Raw genomic sequence first — 15,006 nt, forward strand, 5'->3', positions numbered from 1 at the left:
GGTTTCGGGGCTGTGATTGTAGCTTTTCAAATGGTTATCCACAAACCTGTGACACTTTTCCATCACCGCCTTGCGGGGTGTGTATTTTGGACCATGTTTGCAGGGGCATTGCAAGAGGGGCGTAACACTGAGATAATTTCGGGTTTCCCTGAATGTGTTCAGGGTGATAAGCCCCGCGCGAAGCTTTTATTTGCGGGCACCGGCCATGTGGCGGGTGCGTTTTGCAGGCATGCTTGGCGGGGGAAATTTGGGCAGTGTGCACTCATGTGGAGTGCATGGGCCAGTAAAAACTGAACCTTCTCAAGGAACGAACATGAAGCGTACATACCAACCCTCCAAGACCAAGCGCGCTCGCACCCACGGTTTCCTGGTGCGCATGAAGACCAAGGGCGGCCGTGCCGTCATCAACGCTCGCCGCGCCAAGGGTCGTAAGCGTCTGGCCGTCTAAGGTCAGCTCGCTTGGCCGACTGCCTGACACCATCCCCTGTGCCTAGCCAGGGCTTGCTGTGATGCAACGGCTGCAAACGCGCCCCCAATTTCAGGCCACCATGTCCGGGGGAACCATTTCCCGGACGCCGCACTTTGCACTGCACCGTTTGGTGCTGGGTGCAGCGGATGTGGCCAAGGACGCTGAGCCAACAGGGCCCGGTGCATCGCTCCCAGAGCAGGCACCGCAGGCCCTGTTTGTCGTGCCCGGGTGTCAGGCACCCCAAGTGTGGCTGGGCCCCTTGGTGCCCAAGCGCTGGGCCAAGCGTTCGGTGACGCGCCACACCATCAAGCGGCAAATCTATGCCGTTGCCAGCGAATTTGACGCACAGTTGCAGGCCCTGCCGCCCGCAGCGTATGTGGTGCGTTTGCGCGCTGGGTTTGACCGCAAACAGTTCATCAGTGCCACGTCAGAGCCGCTCAAGCGTGCTGTGCGTGCTGAACTGTTGCAACTCTTGACGCATGCCACGCGGCGCAAGAGCCCGAAACCTGAGGCGCCAGCCGAGGTTGTACAGCCCCCAGCGGTGGCTGTAGAAGGTGCGGGATAAGCCCATGGTGAAAGCCCTGCTCATGGCCTTGGTGCGTGGCTATCGTCTTTTTTTGAGCCCTTGGCTGGGCTCGGCTTGCCGTTTTGAACCGACCTGTTCGGCCTACTCTTTGAAGGCTTTAGAGCAGCACGGTGCCGCGGCGGGCACGTATTTGACACTGCGGCGACTGGTACGCTGTCACCCGTGGTGTGATGGCGGGCATGATCCAGTGCCTGACCAAGCGCCCAAGCTGTTTACCGGTTTGACCTCCTCTTCCTCACCAAAGAAGTCTTCATGAACGACATTCGCCGCACCATTTTGTGGGTGATATTTGGCTTTTCCATGGTTTTGCTGTGGGACCAATGGCAAATCCACAATGGCAAACAAGCCACGTTCTTCCCGTCGGCGCCCAAGGCAGTGGCTACCGCTGCTGCTGAAAAGCCTGCCGATGTGCCAGACGCCCTGACGGCGGCAACGCCTGCTGCTTCGGCTAGCGACGTGCCCGGTGCCGCACCCGTGGCTGCTGTGGCCCGCGAAAAAATCACCGTCACCACCGATGTGATGCGCCTGACGCTGGATGGCCAAGGCGGTGCACTGGTGCACGCCGAGCTGCTGAAGTACGGCAGCGACGCCGACAAGTCCAAGCCTTTTGTGCTGTTCGACGAAAGTGCGGACCGCGTGTACATGGCACAGACCGGTCTGGTTGGCGGCAATTTCCCCAACCACAAGACCGTGATGAGCGTGCTGCCTGGCGAGCGTGAGCTCAAGGACGGCCAGAACGAGCTGCAAGTGCGCTTTGAGTCGCCCGAGCAAGATGGCGTGAAGCTGGTCAAGACCTTCACCCTCAAGCGCGGCGCGTACGACATTGCGGTCAAGCACGAGGTGGTGAACACCGGCGCAGCCGCTGTCAGCCCCCAGCTGTACCTGCAATTGCTGCGTGATGGCAATGCAGTCGACGGTGGCAATGCTTTCTATTCCACCTTCACCGGCCCTGCGATCTATACCGACACTGCCAAGTACCAGAAGGTCGAGTTCAAGAACATCGACAAGGACAAGGCTGAGTTCGAGAAGTCGGCCTCGGCGGGCTATGTGGCCATGGTGCAGCACTACTTTGCCAGCGCCTGGTTGCTGGGTGATGGCATCCAGCGCGACAACTTCGCCCGCAAGGTGGGTGACAACCTGTACGCTGCCGGCATGATCACCCCTGTGGGCACGCTGCAGCCCGGTGAGACCAAGGCGATTGAATCGCGCCTGTTTGCCGGCCCTCAGCTGGAAAAGACGCTGGAAGCCCTGGCACCTGGCCTGGAACTGGTCAAGGACTATGGCTGGCTGACCATTCTGGCCAAGCCGCTGTACTGGTTGCTGGACCACATCCACAACATTCTGGGCAACTGGGGCTGGTCCATCGTGGGCTTGGTGCTGTTCCTGAAGATCTTGTTCTACTGGTTGAACGCCAAGGCCTACAGCTCGATGGCCAAGATGAAGGCCATCAACCCCAAGATCATGGAAATGCGCGCCCGCCTGAAGGACAACCCTCAGCAGATGCAGCAAGAGATGATGCGCATCTACCGCGAAGAGAAGGTCAACCCCATGGGCGGTTGCTTCCCGATCGTGATTCAGATCCCCGTGTTCATCGCCTTGTACTGGGTGCTGCTGTCCTCGGTGGAAATCCGTCACGCACCTTTCATGCTGTGGATCACTGACCTGTCGGCCAAGGACCCCTTCTTTATCCTGCCTCTGTTGATGACCGCTTCTTCGCTGCTGCAAACTGCGCTGAACCCCGTGCCACCAGATCCGATGCAAGCCAAGATGATGTGGTTCATGCCCCTGATCTTCAGCGTCATGTTCTTCATGTTCCCTGCTGGCCTGGTGCTGTACTGGTTGACCAACAACATCTTGTCGATTGCACAGCAGTGGGTCATCAACACCCGCATGGGCGTGCCACCGCAGTTCAACCTGCCTAGCTTCTTGAAGAAGAGCGATGCGGCCGTGACGGACGTGAAAGCCAAGAAGAAGTAAGCCACACGAATGGCTTGAATCCATCAAGGGCCGCGCAAGCGGCCTTTGATGTTTCTCCCCTCTGGTGTTTTTAAAAACAAGAGCGCTTAGCGCTGGTCAAACAAAGGTTTTTCGTGTTTTTGTGCGTAAACCTTAGGCGAATCCAGCGCTGAGTGCTCCTGCTTTTGAAACCTGCTTGCCGTTGCCCTTGGCTATCATGGGCAGCTACCCTCTCAAGGATGTGAAGCCATGCTCGCGCGCCAAACCGATCCCATCGTCGCCATTGCCACTGCCCCCGGGCGCGGGGCTGTGGGTATCGTCCGCGTGTCGGGCAAAGCCATTGGTGGCTTTGTGCGCGAGCTGTTGGGCAAGGACCTGAAGCCGCGTGAAGCCACCTACCTGCCGTTCAAAGACGCCAAGGGTGCGCCGATTGACCATGGCCTGGCCATCCACTTTCCGGGCCCCAACAGCTACACCGGCGAAGATGTGCTGGAGCTGCAGGCCCACGGCGGCCCCGTGGTGCTGCAGCTGCTGCTGGCGCGCTGCCTGGAAGCGGCCCAGGCCACACAGACACTGCCTGGTTTGCGCTTGGCAGAGCCGGGCGAATTCACCCAGCGCGCGTTCATGAACGACAAGATCGACCTGGCCCAGGCCGAGGCGATTGCCGATTTGATCGACGCCAGCACCGAAGCCGCAGCGCGCAGCGCCAGCCGCTCGCTGTCGGGCGACTTCTCGCGCGAGATTGGCGAGCTGCGCGAAGCCTTGGTGCACCTGCGCATGCTGGTGGAAGCCACGCTGGACTTCCCCGAAGAGGAAATCGACTTCCTGAAAAAAGCCGATGCCTATGGCCAGTTGGATGCGCTGCGTGACCAGCTGGGCCAAGTGCTGGCCCGCACCCAGCAGGGCGCGCTGCTGCGCGAAGGCATCAAGGTGGTGATTGCCGGCCAGCCCAATGCCGGTAAAAGCTCGCTGCTCAACGCCTTGGCGGGGGCGGAGCTGGCCATCGTCACCCCGATCGCAGGCACCACGCGCGACAAGGTGCAGCAAACCATCCAGATCGACGGCGTGCCGCTGCACGTGATTGACACCGCTGGCCTGCGCGACAGCGACGATGAGGTGGAGCGCATTGGCATTGCCCGCGCCTGGGACGAGATTGCTGCGGCTGATGCCGTGCTGTTCCTGCACGACCTTTCGCGCATGGCTGAGCAGGACTACGTGGCTGCCGATCTGGAGATTGCGCAGACACTGGCCGCGCGCATTGCACCGAATATTCCCGTGATTGACCTGTGGAACAAGACCGATCTGGCCGCCGACGGCGTGCAGATGCAGCCGCTGGCACCGTTGGTCGGGCGCAAGGGCAGTGAAGCCAGTTTGAGCCTGTCGGCCCGCACGGGCGCGGGGCTGGATGCGGTGCGCCAGCGGCTGCTGCAGGTGGCGGGCTGGCAATCGGCCGCCGAAGGCCTGTACATTGCCCGCGCGCGCCACGTAGAGGCGCTGCAGGCCGTGGGTGCACACTTGGAAGAAGCGCACCTGCAGCTGAACGTGCCCGGCCCGGCGCTGGACATCTTGGCCGAAGAGCTGCGCCTGTCGCAGACGGCGCTCAACAGCATCACGGGTGAGTTCACCTCCGACGATTTGCTGGGCGTGATCTTCTCCAGCTTCTGTATTGGAAAATAAAGCGAATATTCAATAAACATAGCGTTTGGCGTGCATGAAAAAAGGACTTTAAAGTGGTTTCGCTTTGAAGTCCTTTTGCATGGAGCGTTAGGCGCTCACTTTTTCTGATTCTGCGGCAGCAACTGGTTGTGCAGAATGCGCCGAATTTCGACGATGGCGCGCGGGTGCTCCTGCACGCTGTGGCCGAACGGCACGATCAGCTCGGATGCCGCACCGTCGAGGTGGGCGCTGCGGTAGGGCACGATGCCATCGCTGCTGTCTTGCAGCGGCACGTTGGGGGTGTTGTTGCCGATGATGGAGTGGTAGCGAATGCGCGGATCAATCGGCAGATTGGCGGCCATGCGCACGTAGTCATCGTCATCGCTGAGGTTGTCGATGCTGTTGGGAATGCGCAGCAGCGACTGTTTGCCAATGCGCGGCGAAGCATGGGCCAGCGTGCGGGTGATGTCGCCAAATTGTTCGACCATGGAAAACGGCAGCGTGATCAGGTTGGACACCCAGCGGGCAATGCGGTTGTTGGCGAAGTCGGTGCCGCGGTGCGGGGCCGCGACAAAGATGGCGCTGCTGACCTGGGGGACTGCCTCAAACTCCATGAAGGGGCGCAGTTTGTCGCTCAGCGCACCCGCATCGGCGGCTTGCACGCCGTAGGTGTCCGTGATGCTGGCCAGCATCTGCCCCTGGGTGTTGCTGACCATCAGGCGCGAGAGCACACCGCCCATGCTGTGGCCTACCAGCGTGATGTCTTTGGAGGCGCGAGCGCTGCCTTGCGGGTCAAAGTGCTGCAGCGTGCGCTGCAGTGCCTGGCGGATGGCGTAGTTGTTCAGGGCGAGTGGCGCATTCGTCGGGTAGTACACCTGCCAGACCTGGTAGTTGCGGCGCAGGGTTTCGTCACCCAGCACTTCGTTGGCCACGTTGATCCATGCCTCCGGGCTGCTGGCCAGTCCGTGCAGCATGACGATGATGCGCCGGTTGGGGTCATACGGCTGCATCAGGTAAATGCTGGGTTTGACGATACCGTTGTTCAGCCCCACCAGCGTTCGCAAGGCCTGTGTGGAAAAGCCGGAGCGCGCCAGCCACAGGCCGTAGCCTGACGAGAAGTTGCCGGCCAGCGGCACATGCTGGTTGGCCAGATCAATCTGGCGGAAACGGTAGGGGTCAAAAGCCTGCAGCTGTACCTCTTTGGTGGACAGCACCTCTTGCATGGTGCGCCCGCCAAAGCTGAGCACGACGGTGACGGCGGGGAACAGCGACTCCTGGTAGGGCGGCTGCGGTGGCCCGTCCAGGCTGGCATCGGCTTGCAGGGTGGATGAGCGGTCTTCCTCGCTTTGGAACACGGCCACCAGCTCGGCGCCAAAGCCATCGCGGCGGTACTGGTTGCGCAGGCCAGAAAAACGCAGCGAAGAGGCCGGAATCAGCTCGCTGGGAATGCTTTTGTTGGATGGCAGCCAGACGCCCGAGAAGTCGGTGCTGAACTGCCAGCGGCCCACGCGGTTGCTGGTGTCCAGCAGGTCATGCAGGCGCAGGGCAAACAGGCCTGTGACCGCTTGCTGTACGGCGTGGTTGTAGTAGTTGCGCACCTGAATCTGGCGGTCTTCAAAGGCGCGCTCACTGGGCTTGCGCTCGGTGAAGAAGAAATAGGCCCAGGCGTGGCGGGCGGCTTCCAGCCAGGCATCGACCTCGGCCTGGGTGCGGGTGCCCGGCAGCGAAGGGGCTTGCTGGGCTTTGCGCGCTTGCAGCGTCCACAGTTCCGCCAGCGAGGCCATGCGCTGTTCGTTGTACAGGCCTGTCGCTGAAGTCAGTGTGTAGTGGCACATCGGCATGTCGGCCAGACAGCTTTTGGGGTCCAGGTCCAGGACGCGCAAGGCTTCCTGGGTGGCCGGGCTGAGTTCACCGGAGGTCAGCACGTCGCTGTTGCGCTCTGCCAGGTAATGGGCCGGGGTGGTTGTGCGCACCGTAACGCCCGCACAACCGGTGAGCAGGGCCGCAAGGAGGGCAGGGACTAAGCAGCGGGGCAGCGAAAACGACGTCATAGCCCGTGAGTGTAGGGCGGCGCCAGAGGCAATGCTGGCACATCCGGCGCATTCGCCCTGTATGGCGGCAGATGGTGCAGGTAGGCGCGTGCCTTGCGCCAGTGTCCTCTGCGGCGGTGGCTACATACCCTGGCGGATATGGCTGGAGAAGTCTGCGCTGGCGGCTGCGTCGTTCGCATCTTCCGGGGGCTGCCAGCTTTGTGCCCGCGCGGTGATATTGCCCTGGGCGCGCAGCAAATCCAGGGGCTTCATGGAATACAGCCCGCCAACATCACGCAGGTACTCTGGCAGGTAGCCGGAAGCCAGCAAGCGCCAGTCGGTTGGCAGCTCTTGGCCAATGCGGCGGGCCAGCTGCCAGACGATAGTGGTGCAGTTGGCTGTGAGGGTGTGGTAGAAGCGCGGCGCAAAGGCCAGCTGACTGGCCTGGCGGCTGTAGGCCATGAACAAATCGCGCATGCTGTCCTTGGACATCTTGACGCGGTACAAGTGCACCTGCTCGTCCCGGACATTGGTTCGCACCGCCAAGATGTCGCGCTCATCGGCAGCAACCAGGGCCATTTCATACTGCTTGAAGAAGCCTGCAAGGGGATCGAACTGCTCGTGTGTTTCCTTGCGGATTTCGATGGAAAACACCAGGTGCTGTCCATCTTCAAAACCAAAAGAAACCAAGGTGTGGGCAATGGCTGGGCCCATCCAGTAAGACAGGGCGAGATCTACACTGACCAGCTGTGACAGGTCAAAGCTGCGGCTTTCCCAGCGGGGCGTAAATTCGGTGTCGCTGCGCCAAGTGAAGTTGCGCACATTGCGCAGGTGTACGACGTCGGGCTGGGTCTTGTCTCCTTGGACTTCCACCAGGTGCGCCACATCGGGGGCCCAGGCACGCTCTGCTTGCGGCGTGATGGTGGCCCACCAAGTCAGGATGGCCAGCATCAGGGCCAGGCCACCAGCCCAGATCGGCAACATGCGCCGCTGCAGCGCTCCGTAGCCCAGCAAAATGACCCACGCGAAGCCCCAGACGAGGGTCAGCGCTGCTGCAATGTTGTGATTTTTAGGGGCCTGGGTGTACAGGGCCATGCCTCCCCATGCCGCACACAGCAGCACCAGCGCCACCAGAAAAAGCCATGCGATGCCCATCCACCAAGATTGCCATGCAGGAGTGACAGGCATCAGTCGATTGCGTTGAAAGGTTGGCATGGGGGCTGCTGGCGGAGGGATGGTGTGGGACAGGCGCAGTGTGCCGTGACAAGATAGTGCAGGCTGTGTCTGTATATATCTGTTGCATTCTGACCTACATGTGCCGCAGACATGAAAAAAGCCGGTGTGACCGGCTTTTTGTGGCGTGGGCGCTGCTTAGTGGCCTTCGAAGTCCACCAGCGTAAACAGGGGCAGCTTGCCGGTGTCTTGGAGCAGCTTGGAGCCACCCAGCTCTGGCAGATCCACAATGGCGGCCCCTTCCATGACGGTGGCCCCCAGTTTCTCCAGCAGTTTTTTGCCAGCCATCATGGTGCCGCCGGTGGCAATCAGGTCGTCAATCAGCAGCACCTTGTCGCCAGGTTTGACGGCGTCTGTGTGCAGCTCCACCGTGGCGCTGCCGTATTCCAGTTCGTAGGTTTCCTCCACGGTGGTGAAGGGCAGCTTGCCTTTTTTGCGGATAGGGACAAAGCCGACATTCAGCTCATACGCAATCACCGCGCCGAGGATAAAACCGCGGGCATCCAGGCCGGCCACGACATCTGGGCGCATGTCGGGGTCCATGTAGCGGTGGACGAAGGCATCAATGAGGATGCGAAAGACCTTGGGGTCTTGCAACAACGGCGTAATGTCGCGGAACTGAACACCAGGCGCCGGCCAGTCGGAGACGGTGCGAATGTGCTGGCGAAGGTAGTCGTTAACGCTGGTGGTATGCATGGTGGGTGGACTCAGGGGGCGGTGCCATGCCGACTATGGGCTGGCAGCAGGTTGGTGGTGTTCGGTCACAAGGGTGGGCTGCGGTTGGCGACTGCCCACGAGCCATTGGGACCTGAATAGGTGAAAAGTGTAATCAGTGCGCAGGGAATGTGCGCATACCTTGTGGATCAATGCACTGGGGCTTGTTGGTATCGGCAGTCACGCGGTGCTGCTGGATAGCGTGCAGCAGGTGCAACGTCAGCAATCCCTTTATTTCAACCGAGGTGTTCGTGCTGTGTGGAGCAGTCTTGCAGGCATCGATAAAATTGCTGGATGAATACCCCTTTGCACACTGCGCCGGTTTTGGGCGCTTCGCAAGCGCTGGCGATGGCGCGCGAGACGTTAGCCATTGAAATTCAATCGCTGCAGGCCTTGGCGCAGCGGCTGGATGACCGTTTTGTGCAGGTGGCGCAGGCCATGCTGGGCACGCCGGGCCGCATCGTGGTGACAGGGATGGGGAAGAGCGGGCACATCGGGCGCAAGATTGCTGCCACGCTGGCATCGACCGGAACACCTGCTTTCTTCATGCATCCGGCAGAGGCCAGTCATGGTGACCTGGGTATGGTGACCAGCAAGGATTTGGTGCTGGCGATCTCCAACAGCGGAGAGAGCCATGAGCTGACCGCCTTGTTGCCTGCACTCAAGCGCCAGGGCGTGCGCATTGCAGCCATGACGGGCGGGCTGACTTCCAGCTTGGCCAAGCATGCGGATTGGGTGCTGGATACCAGCGTGGAACGTGAAGCCTGCCCCTTGAATTTGGCGCCTACCGCCAGCACCACGGTGCAACTGGCTCTGGGGGATGCGTTGGCCACCTCCTTGCTGGATGCCCGCGGTTTCAAAGCGGAGGATTTTGCGCTGTCTCACCCCGGTGGATCGCTGGGCCGCAAGCTGCTGACACATGTACGCGATGTCATGCGCAGCGGGGAGGAGGTACCGCGTGTGCTGGCCGAAGATGGTTTTGATCGTTTGATGCGCGAGATCAGCGCGAAAAACATGGGCGCCAGCGCCGTCGTGGATACCGACAACCACGTGCTGGGCATCTTCACCGATGGGGATTTGCGTCGCCGCATTGAAGATGGCACCGAGTTGCGCACAGCCCTGGCGGGCGACTTGATGCACCCGCACCCCCGCGTCATCTCGGAAGATGCACTGGCCGTGGATGCGGCTCAGTTGATGGAGCGCCATGGCATTACGTCGGTGCTGGTGGTGGATGCACAGTCGCGTTTGGTGGGCATGGTGCATATCCGTGACCTGATGGTTGCCAAGGTGATCTGATGCCCAAGCCCTATATAGCCCCTGCGTTGCGTTGCGAGCCTGAGCTATTGCTGCAGGCCCAGGCCATTCGCATTGCCTTCTTTGATGTGGATGGGGTGCTGACCGATGGCGGCCTGCACTTTACAGAGCAGGGTGAGACCACGAAGCGCTTCAATACCTTGGATGGGCATGGCATCAAGCTGCTGCAAAAAGCCGGCATTGTGCCCGCCGTGGTGACTGGGCGAGACTCCGCACCACTGCGTTTGCGGCTGCAGCAGCTGGGGGTTCAGGATGTGGTGTATGGCACCGAAGATAAAGTGCCTGCCGCCCAGTCCATTTTGGATAGCCTGGGGCTGGGTTGGGAGCAGGCTGCCATGATGGGTGATGATTGGCCAGACTTGCCGGTCATGCAGCGCTGTGCGCTGGCTTGCGCACCGCGCAACGCACATGCTGAAAATTTGGCGATTGCTGATTTCGTGACCCAGGCAGACGGTGGTCAGGGCGCGGTACGGGAGCTGTGTGATCTGCTCTTGCTGGCGAGTGGCCAGTATCGGCGGGTGTTGGAGGTGTATCTGCCATGAAAAAACCTTTGCAACGGGTTGGAGAGCAAGTCTCCATCTATCTCCCCGTGCTGCTGATGGCCATGCTGGCCATGGGTACCTGGTGGTTGGTGCGCAATGCGCCTAAGCCGTTGCAAAGCAACGTCGGGCAGGTGGTGTCGGACGAGCCAGACTATGTGATGGAAAAATTTTCCGTGCACCAGTTTGATGGCGCAGGCCGTTTGCAAAGCGTCATGACTGGCGATGAAGCACGCCATTTACCCAGAATGGACACCATGGAAGTGGATGCGGTACGTACACGCAGCATTGCGCCAGATGGGATGGTGACCATTTCGTCTGCCAATCGTGGCATCAGCAACTCTGACTCTTCAGAGGTGCAGTTGGTCGGCGATGCCAAAGTCGAGCGTCAGCTGGCGCAGCAGCCTGGACAAACGACGCGCTATGCCGGTGATTTTCTGCACATCTGGACCAATGAAGAGCGCGTGGAATCCCATTTGCCTGTTGTTTTGACACGAGGGGATAATCAATTCACGGGTGATCGAATGAACTACGATAATTTGTCCCGTGTGATTGAATTAAAAGGTCGTGTCAAAGGTTTGATATATCCTGGAAAAAATAAATAGGATTTATTCTTAATATTCTGTAGGAATAATCTGAAATAAAAAAAGACCCTTTGCGGGTCTTTTTTTATTCGAGCCGTTTTATTGCTCGTTGCGATAACGGCTGCCGGAATTATTGCCAGATTCAAATCCTGTGCTGGAGCGGTTGCGCGGGCCAGTGCCATAAGGGCTGCGAAAGTTGCCTTCGTTGCGCCCGGCATAGCCGTGTCCGGCACCGTAGGTGTCAGAGCGTGGTGCCCGTGGCTCCATGGGTCGAGCTTCATTGACGACCAAGCTGCGGCCGCCTAGAGGTTGGCCATTCATGCCCTGGATGGCGGCATTGGCCTCACTGTCACTGCCCATTTCGACAAAGCCGAAGCCCTTGGAGCGGCCCGTGTCCCGCTCCATCATGACTTTGGCGCTGACGACCGTTCCAAATTGCGCGAATGCCTGTTGCAAATCTAGATCGCGCACGCCATAAGGCAAATTACCCACGTACAACTTACTACCCATCACAGACTCCTCGACCAATAAAACAATGGGGTGCGCTATCACGTACCGCGCATTGACACTTGAATAACGGCTTTTAATAAACCGCGTAAATATTATTGGAGAAGCTTGAAGAAAATGACAACCGTTTGGTAGAAAAAAGCGATGGAATAAAAAAAGGAACCCGAAGGTTCCTTTTTATTACCAAAGCGCTGCTAAAGCGCTAGAGGTTTGGCTTAGTAACCGCCGCGGCCACCGCCGTAGCCGCCGCCATTGCCACGGCCGCCGCCGAAGCCGCCGCCATTGCCGCCGCCGAAGCCACCGCTACGGGGAGGACGTGGCTCCATGGGGCGTGCTTCGTTCACGACCAGATCACGGCCGCCGTAGTTTTGGCCGTGCAGACCTTGGATAGCAGCTTGTGCTTCAGCATCGCTGCCCATTTCCACAAAGCCGAAGCCCTTGGAACGGCCTGTGTCACGCTCCATCATGACCTTAGCGCTTTGAACGGCGCCGAATTCAGAGAACGCCTGCTCGAGGTCGTTGTCGCGGAAAGCGTAAGGCAGGTTGCCTACGTACAGTTTGTTGCCCATGGTGGACTCCTAGAAAAAGACTTGAAACGCGATGGAGCCCTAACCGAAAGCCAACTTGACGTGACCTACCTTAGAGACGCAAACGCACTTGCTCATGTGTGCTATCGCATTCGTGAGCGAGATCATTATGAGGCAAGCGCTTAGCCCGACAATGGGGTTTTCGTCAAATTTGTACTCCTATACAACATGATTGCGGGGTTTCCCGGGCTTTATCAGGGTGATAGTCATTGCAAATGACTACAATAGCGGAGTCCTTGGGGAGTAGTCCGTTTGGCGTGCAACGCGCCAAAAGCATGTATCAACAGACTTGGCGCAGACGCGCTATGGTGCATGCGGCTCGAAAGAGCTGGGCAAGACCATTGACTGCAACCGCTCCAAAGGCTGGCGCGGTGGTAGTCAATGCACGCTTGAGCCAGCCTCTCTAACTACATCCCTCACATGGAAGCCTTCCTCGTCTCGACTGGTATTGTTGCCCTGGCAGAAATGGGCGACAAAACGCAGTTGCTCTCCCTCGTGCTGGCTGCACGCTTTCGCAAACCTTGGCCGATTGTTCTGGGCATTTTTGCCGCCACCGTGGTCAACCATGGCTTGGCCGGAGCCGTGGGTGCCTGGGTGAATTCCTTTATTGGCCCCGATGCCATGCGCTGGATCCTGGGCTTGTCGTTCATTGCCATGGCCATCTGGATGTTGATTCCGGACAAACTCGATGACGATGGCATGGAAAGCCATTCCCGCTGGGGCGTATTTGGCACGACCGTGGTGGCGTTTTTCCTGGCAGAAATGGGCGACAAGACGCAGATCGCCACGGTCATGCTGGCCGCGCAATACAACGCCTACCTGTGGGTGGTGCTGGGTACGACCTTGGGCATGATGCTGGCGAATGCGCCGGTGGTGTGGCTGGGGGACAAGCTGGTCAAGAAAGTGCCCATCCGCATGGTGCACGTCGTATCCGCCGTCATCTTCCTGGTGCTGGGCGTTGTAGCCTTGTTCGCCAAAGGGGTGCCGGGTTTGGCATAATCCTTGGCATGCGCTGATTTGCTTCTGCTTGCGGGCGCTTTACAAATACTGCTAAAGACGAAACGGCATCTTCAAACCCGGCCTCGTTTTTAGCGATGCCGGGTTTTTTTATGTCCTTCATCGCCACACCACAATCCATGCACTTTTCGGATGCCTTGCCGCTGCAAAGCGGCAAAAGCATTCGTGACTACACCCTTGCGTTCGAAACCTACGGAACGCTCAACGCCGACAAGTCCAACGCCATCTTGGTGTGCCATGCGCTCAATGCCTCGCACCACGTCGCTGGCGTGTACGAAGGCCAGCCCAAGAGCGAGGGCTGGTGGGACAACATGATTGGCCCGGGCAAGTCGGTGGATACCAACAAGTTCTTTGTCATCGGCGTCAACAACCTGGGCTCGTGCTTTGGCTCGACCGGTCCGATGCACACCAACCCGGATACGGGTGCGATCTACGGCTCTACCTTCCCGGTGCTGACGGTGGAAGACTGGGTGAATGCCCAGGCGTTGTTACTGGACCGCTTGGGCATTCAGCAGATGGCCGCCGTGCTGGGCGGTAGCCTGGGCGGTATGCAGGCGTTGAGCTGGACGCTGCAATATCCAGAGCGCATGCGCCATGCTGTGGTGGTGGCCAGCGCGCCCAATTTGAACGCCGAGAACATTGCGTTCAATGAGGTGGCTCGCCGCGCCATCGTCACCGACCCCGATTTTCATGGTGGCGACTTCTATGCCCACCACGTGGTGCCGCAGCGGGGCCTGCGCATTGCCCGCATGATCGGTCACATCACCTATCTGAGTGACGATGTGATGAACCAGAAGTTTGGCCGCGAACTGCGCGATGGCCCGAACATCAAGTTCACCACGCAAGACATCGAGTTCCAGATTGAGAGCTATCTGCGCTACCAGGGCGATAAGTTCAGCGGTTACTTTGATGCCAACACCTACCTGCTGATCACCCGGGCGCTGGACTACTTTGACCCGGCCAAGCAGTACGGCGGCAGCCTGAAGGCGGCGCTGGCGCAGAGCCTGGCCAAATTTTTTCTGGTCAGCTTCACCACCGATTGGCGCTTTGCACCGGGTCGCAGCCGCGAGATGGTGCAGGCATTGCTGCAAAACGGCCGGGATGTGAGTTATGCCGAAATCGATGCACCCCACGGGCACGACGCCTTCTTGCTGGACGACCCCCGTTATCTGAGCGCCATGCGCGCCTACTTTGAAGGTATTGCCAAGGAGATCGCAGCATGAGCGCCACCCCAACGATGCAAGCATTGGCCCAACTGGTGCCCCAAGGGGCCCGTGTGCTGGATTTGGGCTGCGGTGACGGCAGCTTTCTGGATTTTCTGCAGCGCGAGCGCGGTTGTACCGGCTATGGCGTGGAGATTGACGACGCCAACGTGCTGGCCTGTGTGAAGCGCGGCATCAATGTGCTGCAGCTGAACCTGGACGAAGGCCTGGCGATTTTTGAGGACAACAGCTTTGACATGGTGCTGCAGATCAACACGCTGCAGCACTTGCGCAATGCGGAGACCATGTTGCGTGAAACCGCGCGTGTGGGCCGTATGAGCGTGGTGAGCTTTCCCAACTTTGCGCACTGGCCCAACCGTTTCTCGGTGCTGCGCGGGCGCATGCCGGTGACGCGCCATCTGCCCTACCAGTGGTATGACACGCCCAATATCCGCGTGGGCACATTCAAAGACTTTGAGGTTTTGGCCCACAAGAACCGTTTGAATGTGGTGGATTCTTTTGGCCTCAAAGAGGGGCAAATTATCCGGACCTTGCCCAATCTGCGGGCCAGCACGTCGGTTTTCTGCCTGGAGCGCGGTTAACACTGTGAAC

At 59.4% G+C, this 15,006-nt stretch carries 17 protein-coding genes and 1 riboswitch; of the genes, 12 read left to right on the forward strand and 5 right to left on the reverse strand.

What is annotated here, in order from left to right; all coding sequences use genetic code 11:
* The first annotated feature begins 313 nt into the window (after nucleotides 1-313).
* The 5 genes from rpmH (at nucleotide 314) to mnmE (ending at nucleotide 4,688) form a co-directional block, all read left to right on the forward strand.
* Complete coding sequence (gene rpmH, locus AC27VO_RS06270) at nucleotides 314-448, forward strand: 50S ribosomal protein L34 (protein WP_042412105.1); 135 nt, start codon at nucleotides 314-316, stop codon at nucleotides 446-448.
* Nucleotides 449-509: 61 nt separating this feature from the next.
* Nucleotides 510-1,034 (forward strand): ribonuclease P protein component, encoded by a 525-nt coding sequence (locus AC27VO_RS06275; protein WP_488665855.1) that lies wholly within the window; start codon nucleotides 510-512, stop codon nucleotides 1,032-1,034.
* A gap of 4 nt (nucleotides 1,035-1,038) precedes the next feature.
* Nucleotides 1,039-1,311 carry a membrane protein insertion efficiency factor YidD gene (gene yidD / locus AC27VO_RS06280; protein WP_488665856.1) on the forward strand — a complete coding sequence of 91 codons (273 nt, stop codon included), beginning with the start codon at nucleotides 1,039-1,041 and terminating at the stop codon, nucleotides 1,309-1,311.
* On the forward strand, nucleotides 1,308-3,032 hold the full coding sequence (gene yidC, locus AC27VO_RS06285) for a membrane protein insertase YidC (protein ID WP_488665857.1): 1,725 nt from the start codon (nucleotides 1,308-1,310) through the stop codon (nucleotides 3,030-3,032). Before yidD ends, yidC begins: the two co-directional genes overlap by 4 nt.
* A gap of 228 nt (nucleotides 3,033-3,260) precedes the next feature.
* A complete protein-coding gene (gene mnmE / locus AC27VO_RS06290) occupies nucleotides 3,261-4,688 on the forward strand; it encodes a tRNA uridine-5-carboxymethylaminomethyl(34) synthesis GTPase MnmE (protein ID WP_488665858.1) in 1,428 nt (475 codons plus the stop codon).
* A 95-nt stretch (nucleotides 4,689-4,783) separates the two neighbouring features.
* On the opposite strand, the gene AC27VO_RS06295 is transcribed toward mnmE, so the two are convergent.
* The 3 genes from AC27VO_RS06295 to AC27VO_RS06305 form a co-directional block, all read right to left on the reverse strand.
* On the reverse strand, nucleotides 4,784-6,640 hold the full coding sequence (locus AC27VO_RS06295; protein WP_488665859.1) for an esterase/lipase family protein: 1,857 nt from the start codon (nucleotides 6,638-6,640) through the stop codon (nucleotides 4,784-4,786).
* Nucleotides 6,641-6,838: 198 nt separating this feature from the next.
* Complete coding sequence (locus AC27VO_RS06300; protein ID WP_488665860.1) at nucleotides 6,839-7,912, reverse strand: Lnb N-terminal periplasmic domain-containing protein; 1,074 nt, start codon at nucleotides 7,910-7,912, stop codon at nucleotides 6,839-6,841.
* A 156-nt stretch (nucleotides 7,913-8,068) separates the two neighbouring features.
* The gene (locus AC27VO_RS06305; RefSeq protein ID WP_219163345.1) at nucleotides 8,069-8,626 is read right to left on the reverse strand and encodes an adenine phosphoribosyltransferase; all 558 of its coding nucleotides are present in this window, start codon (nucleotides 8,624-8,626) and stop codon (nucleotides 8,069-8,071) included.
* A 160-nt stretch (nucleotides 8,627-8,786) separates the two neighbouring features.
* On the opposite strand from AC27VO_RS06305, the gene AC27VO_RS06310 reads away from it, so the two are divergent.
* The 4 genes from AC27VO_RS06310 to lptC are packed head-to-tail and all read left to right on the forward strand — an operon-like array spanning nucleotide 8,787 to nucleotide 11,102.
* Nucleotides 8,787-8,942: a hypothetical protein gene (locus AC27VO_RS06310; protein WP_488665861.1), complete on the forward strand. Its 156-nt coding sequence runs from the start codon at nucleotides 8,787-8,789 to the stop codon at nucleotides 8,940-8,942.
* Nucleotides 8,939-9,940 carry a KpsF/GutQ family sugar-phosphate isomerase gene (locus AC27VO_RS06315; protein WP_488665862.1) on the forward strand — a complete coding sequence of 334 codons (1,002 nt, stop codon included), beginning with the start codon at nucleotides 8,939-8,941 and terminating at the stop codon, nucleotides 9,938-9,940. The genes AC27VO_RS06310 and AC27VO_RS06315 overlap by 4 nt, the downstream gene beginning before the upstream one ends.
* Complete coding sequence (locus AC27VO_RS06320; protein ID WP_488665863.1) at nucleotides 9,940-10,500, forward strand: KdsC family phosphatase; 561 nt, start codon at nucleotides 9,940-9,942, stop codon at nucleotides 10,498-10,500. Before AC27VO_RS06315 ends, AC27VO_RS06320 begins: the two co-directional genes overlap by 1 nt.
* Nucleotides 10,497-11,102 carry an LPS export ABC transporter periplasmic protein LptC gene (lptC, locus tag AC27VO_RS06325; RefSeq protein ID WP_488665864.1) on the forward strand — a complete coding sequence of 202 codons (606 nt, stop codon included), beginning with the start codon at nucleotides 10,497-10,499 and terminating at the stop codon, nucleotides 11,100-11,102. The genes AC27VO_RS06320 and lptC overlap by 4 nt, the downstream gene beginning before the upstream one ends.
* Nucleotides 11,103-11,180: 78 nt before the next feature.
* Here lptC and rbp (AC27VO_RS06330) read toward each other — a convergent pair whose 3' ends face one another.
* Together rbp (AC27VO_RS06330) and rbp (AC27VO_RS06335) are read right to left on the reverse strand one after the other, a co-directional pair.
* Nucleotides 11,181-11,591: an RNA-binding regulator gene (gene rbp / locus AC27VO_RS06330; protein WP_488665865.1), complete on the reverse strand. Its 411-nt coding sequence runs from the start codon at nucleotides 11,589-11,591 to the stop codon at nucleotides 11,181-11,183.
* Nucleotides 11,592-11,803: 212 nt separating this feature from the next.
* Nucleotides 11,804-12,157: an RNA-binding regulator gene (gene rbp, locus AC27VO_RS06335; RefSeq protein WP_286998672.1), complete on the reverse strand. Its 354-nt coding sequence runs from the start codon at nucleotides 12,155-12,157 to the stop codon at nucleotides 11,804-11,806.
* A gap of 239 nt (nucleotides 12,158-12,396) precedes the next feature.
* Nucleotides 12,397-12,571, forward strand: a riboswitch (yybP-ykoY riboswitch).
* 24 nt (nucleotides 12,572-12,595) lie between these two features.
* Here rbp (AC27VO_RS06335) and AC27VO_RS06340 point away from each other — a divergent pair.
* From AC27VO_RS06340 to metW, 3 genes are all read left to right on the forward strand, one after another.
* Entirely contained in the window at nucleotides 12,596-13,174 is a 579-nt protein-coding gene (locus AC27VO_RS06340; RefSeq protein WP_488665866.1) for a TMEM165/GDT1 family protein, read from the forward strand.
* Nucleotides 13,175-13,284: 110 nt separating this feature from the next.
* Nucleotides 13,285-14,415, forward strand: a complete 1,131-nt coding sequence (metX, locus tag AC27VO_RS06345) for a homoserine O-succinyltransferase MetX (protein WP_488665867.1) — start codon at nucleotides 13,285-13,287, stop codon at nucleotides 14,413-14,415.
* Nucleotides 14,412-14,996 (forward strand): methionine biosynthesis protein MetW, encoded by a 585-nt coding sequence (gene metW, locus AC27VO_RS06350; RefSeq protein WP_488665868.1) that lies wholly within the window; start codon nucleotides 14,412-14,414, stop codon nucleotides 14,994-14,996. Before metX ends, metW begins: the two co-directional genes overlap by 4 nt.
* The last annotated feature ends 10 nt before the right edge of the window (nucleotides 14,997-15,006 follow it).

It is taken from the genome of Comamonas sp. 14P8.1.4 (assembly GCF_057799285.1).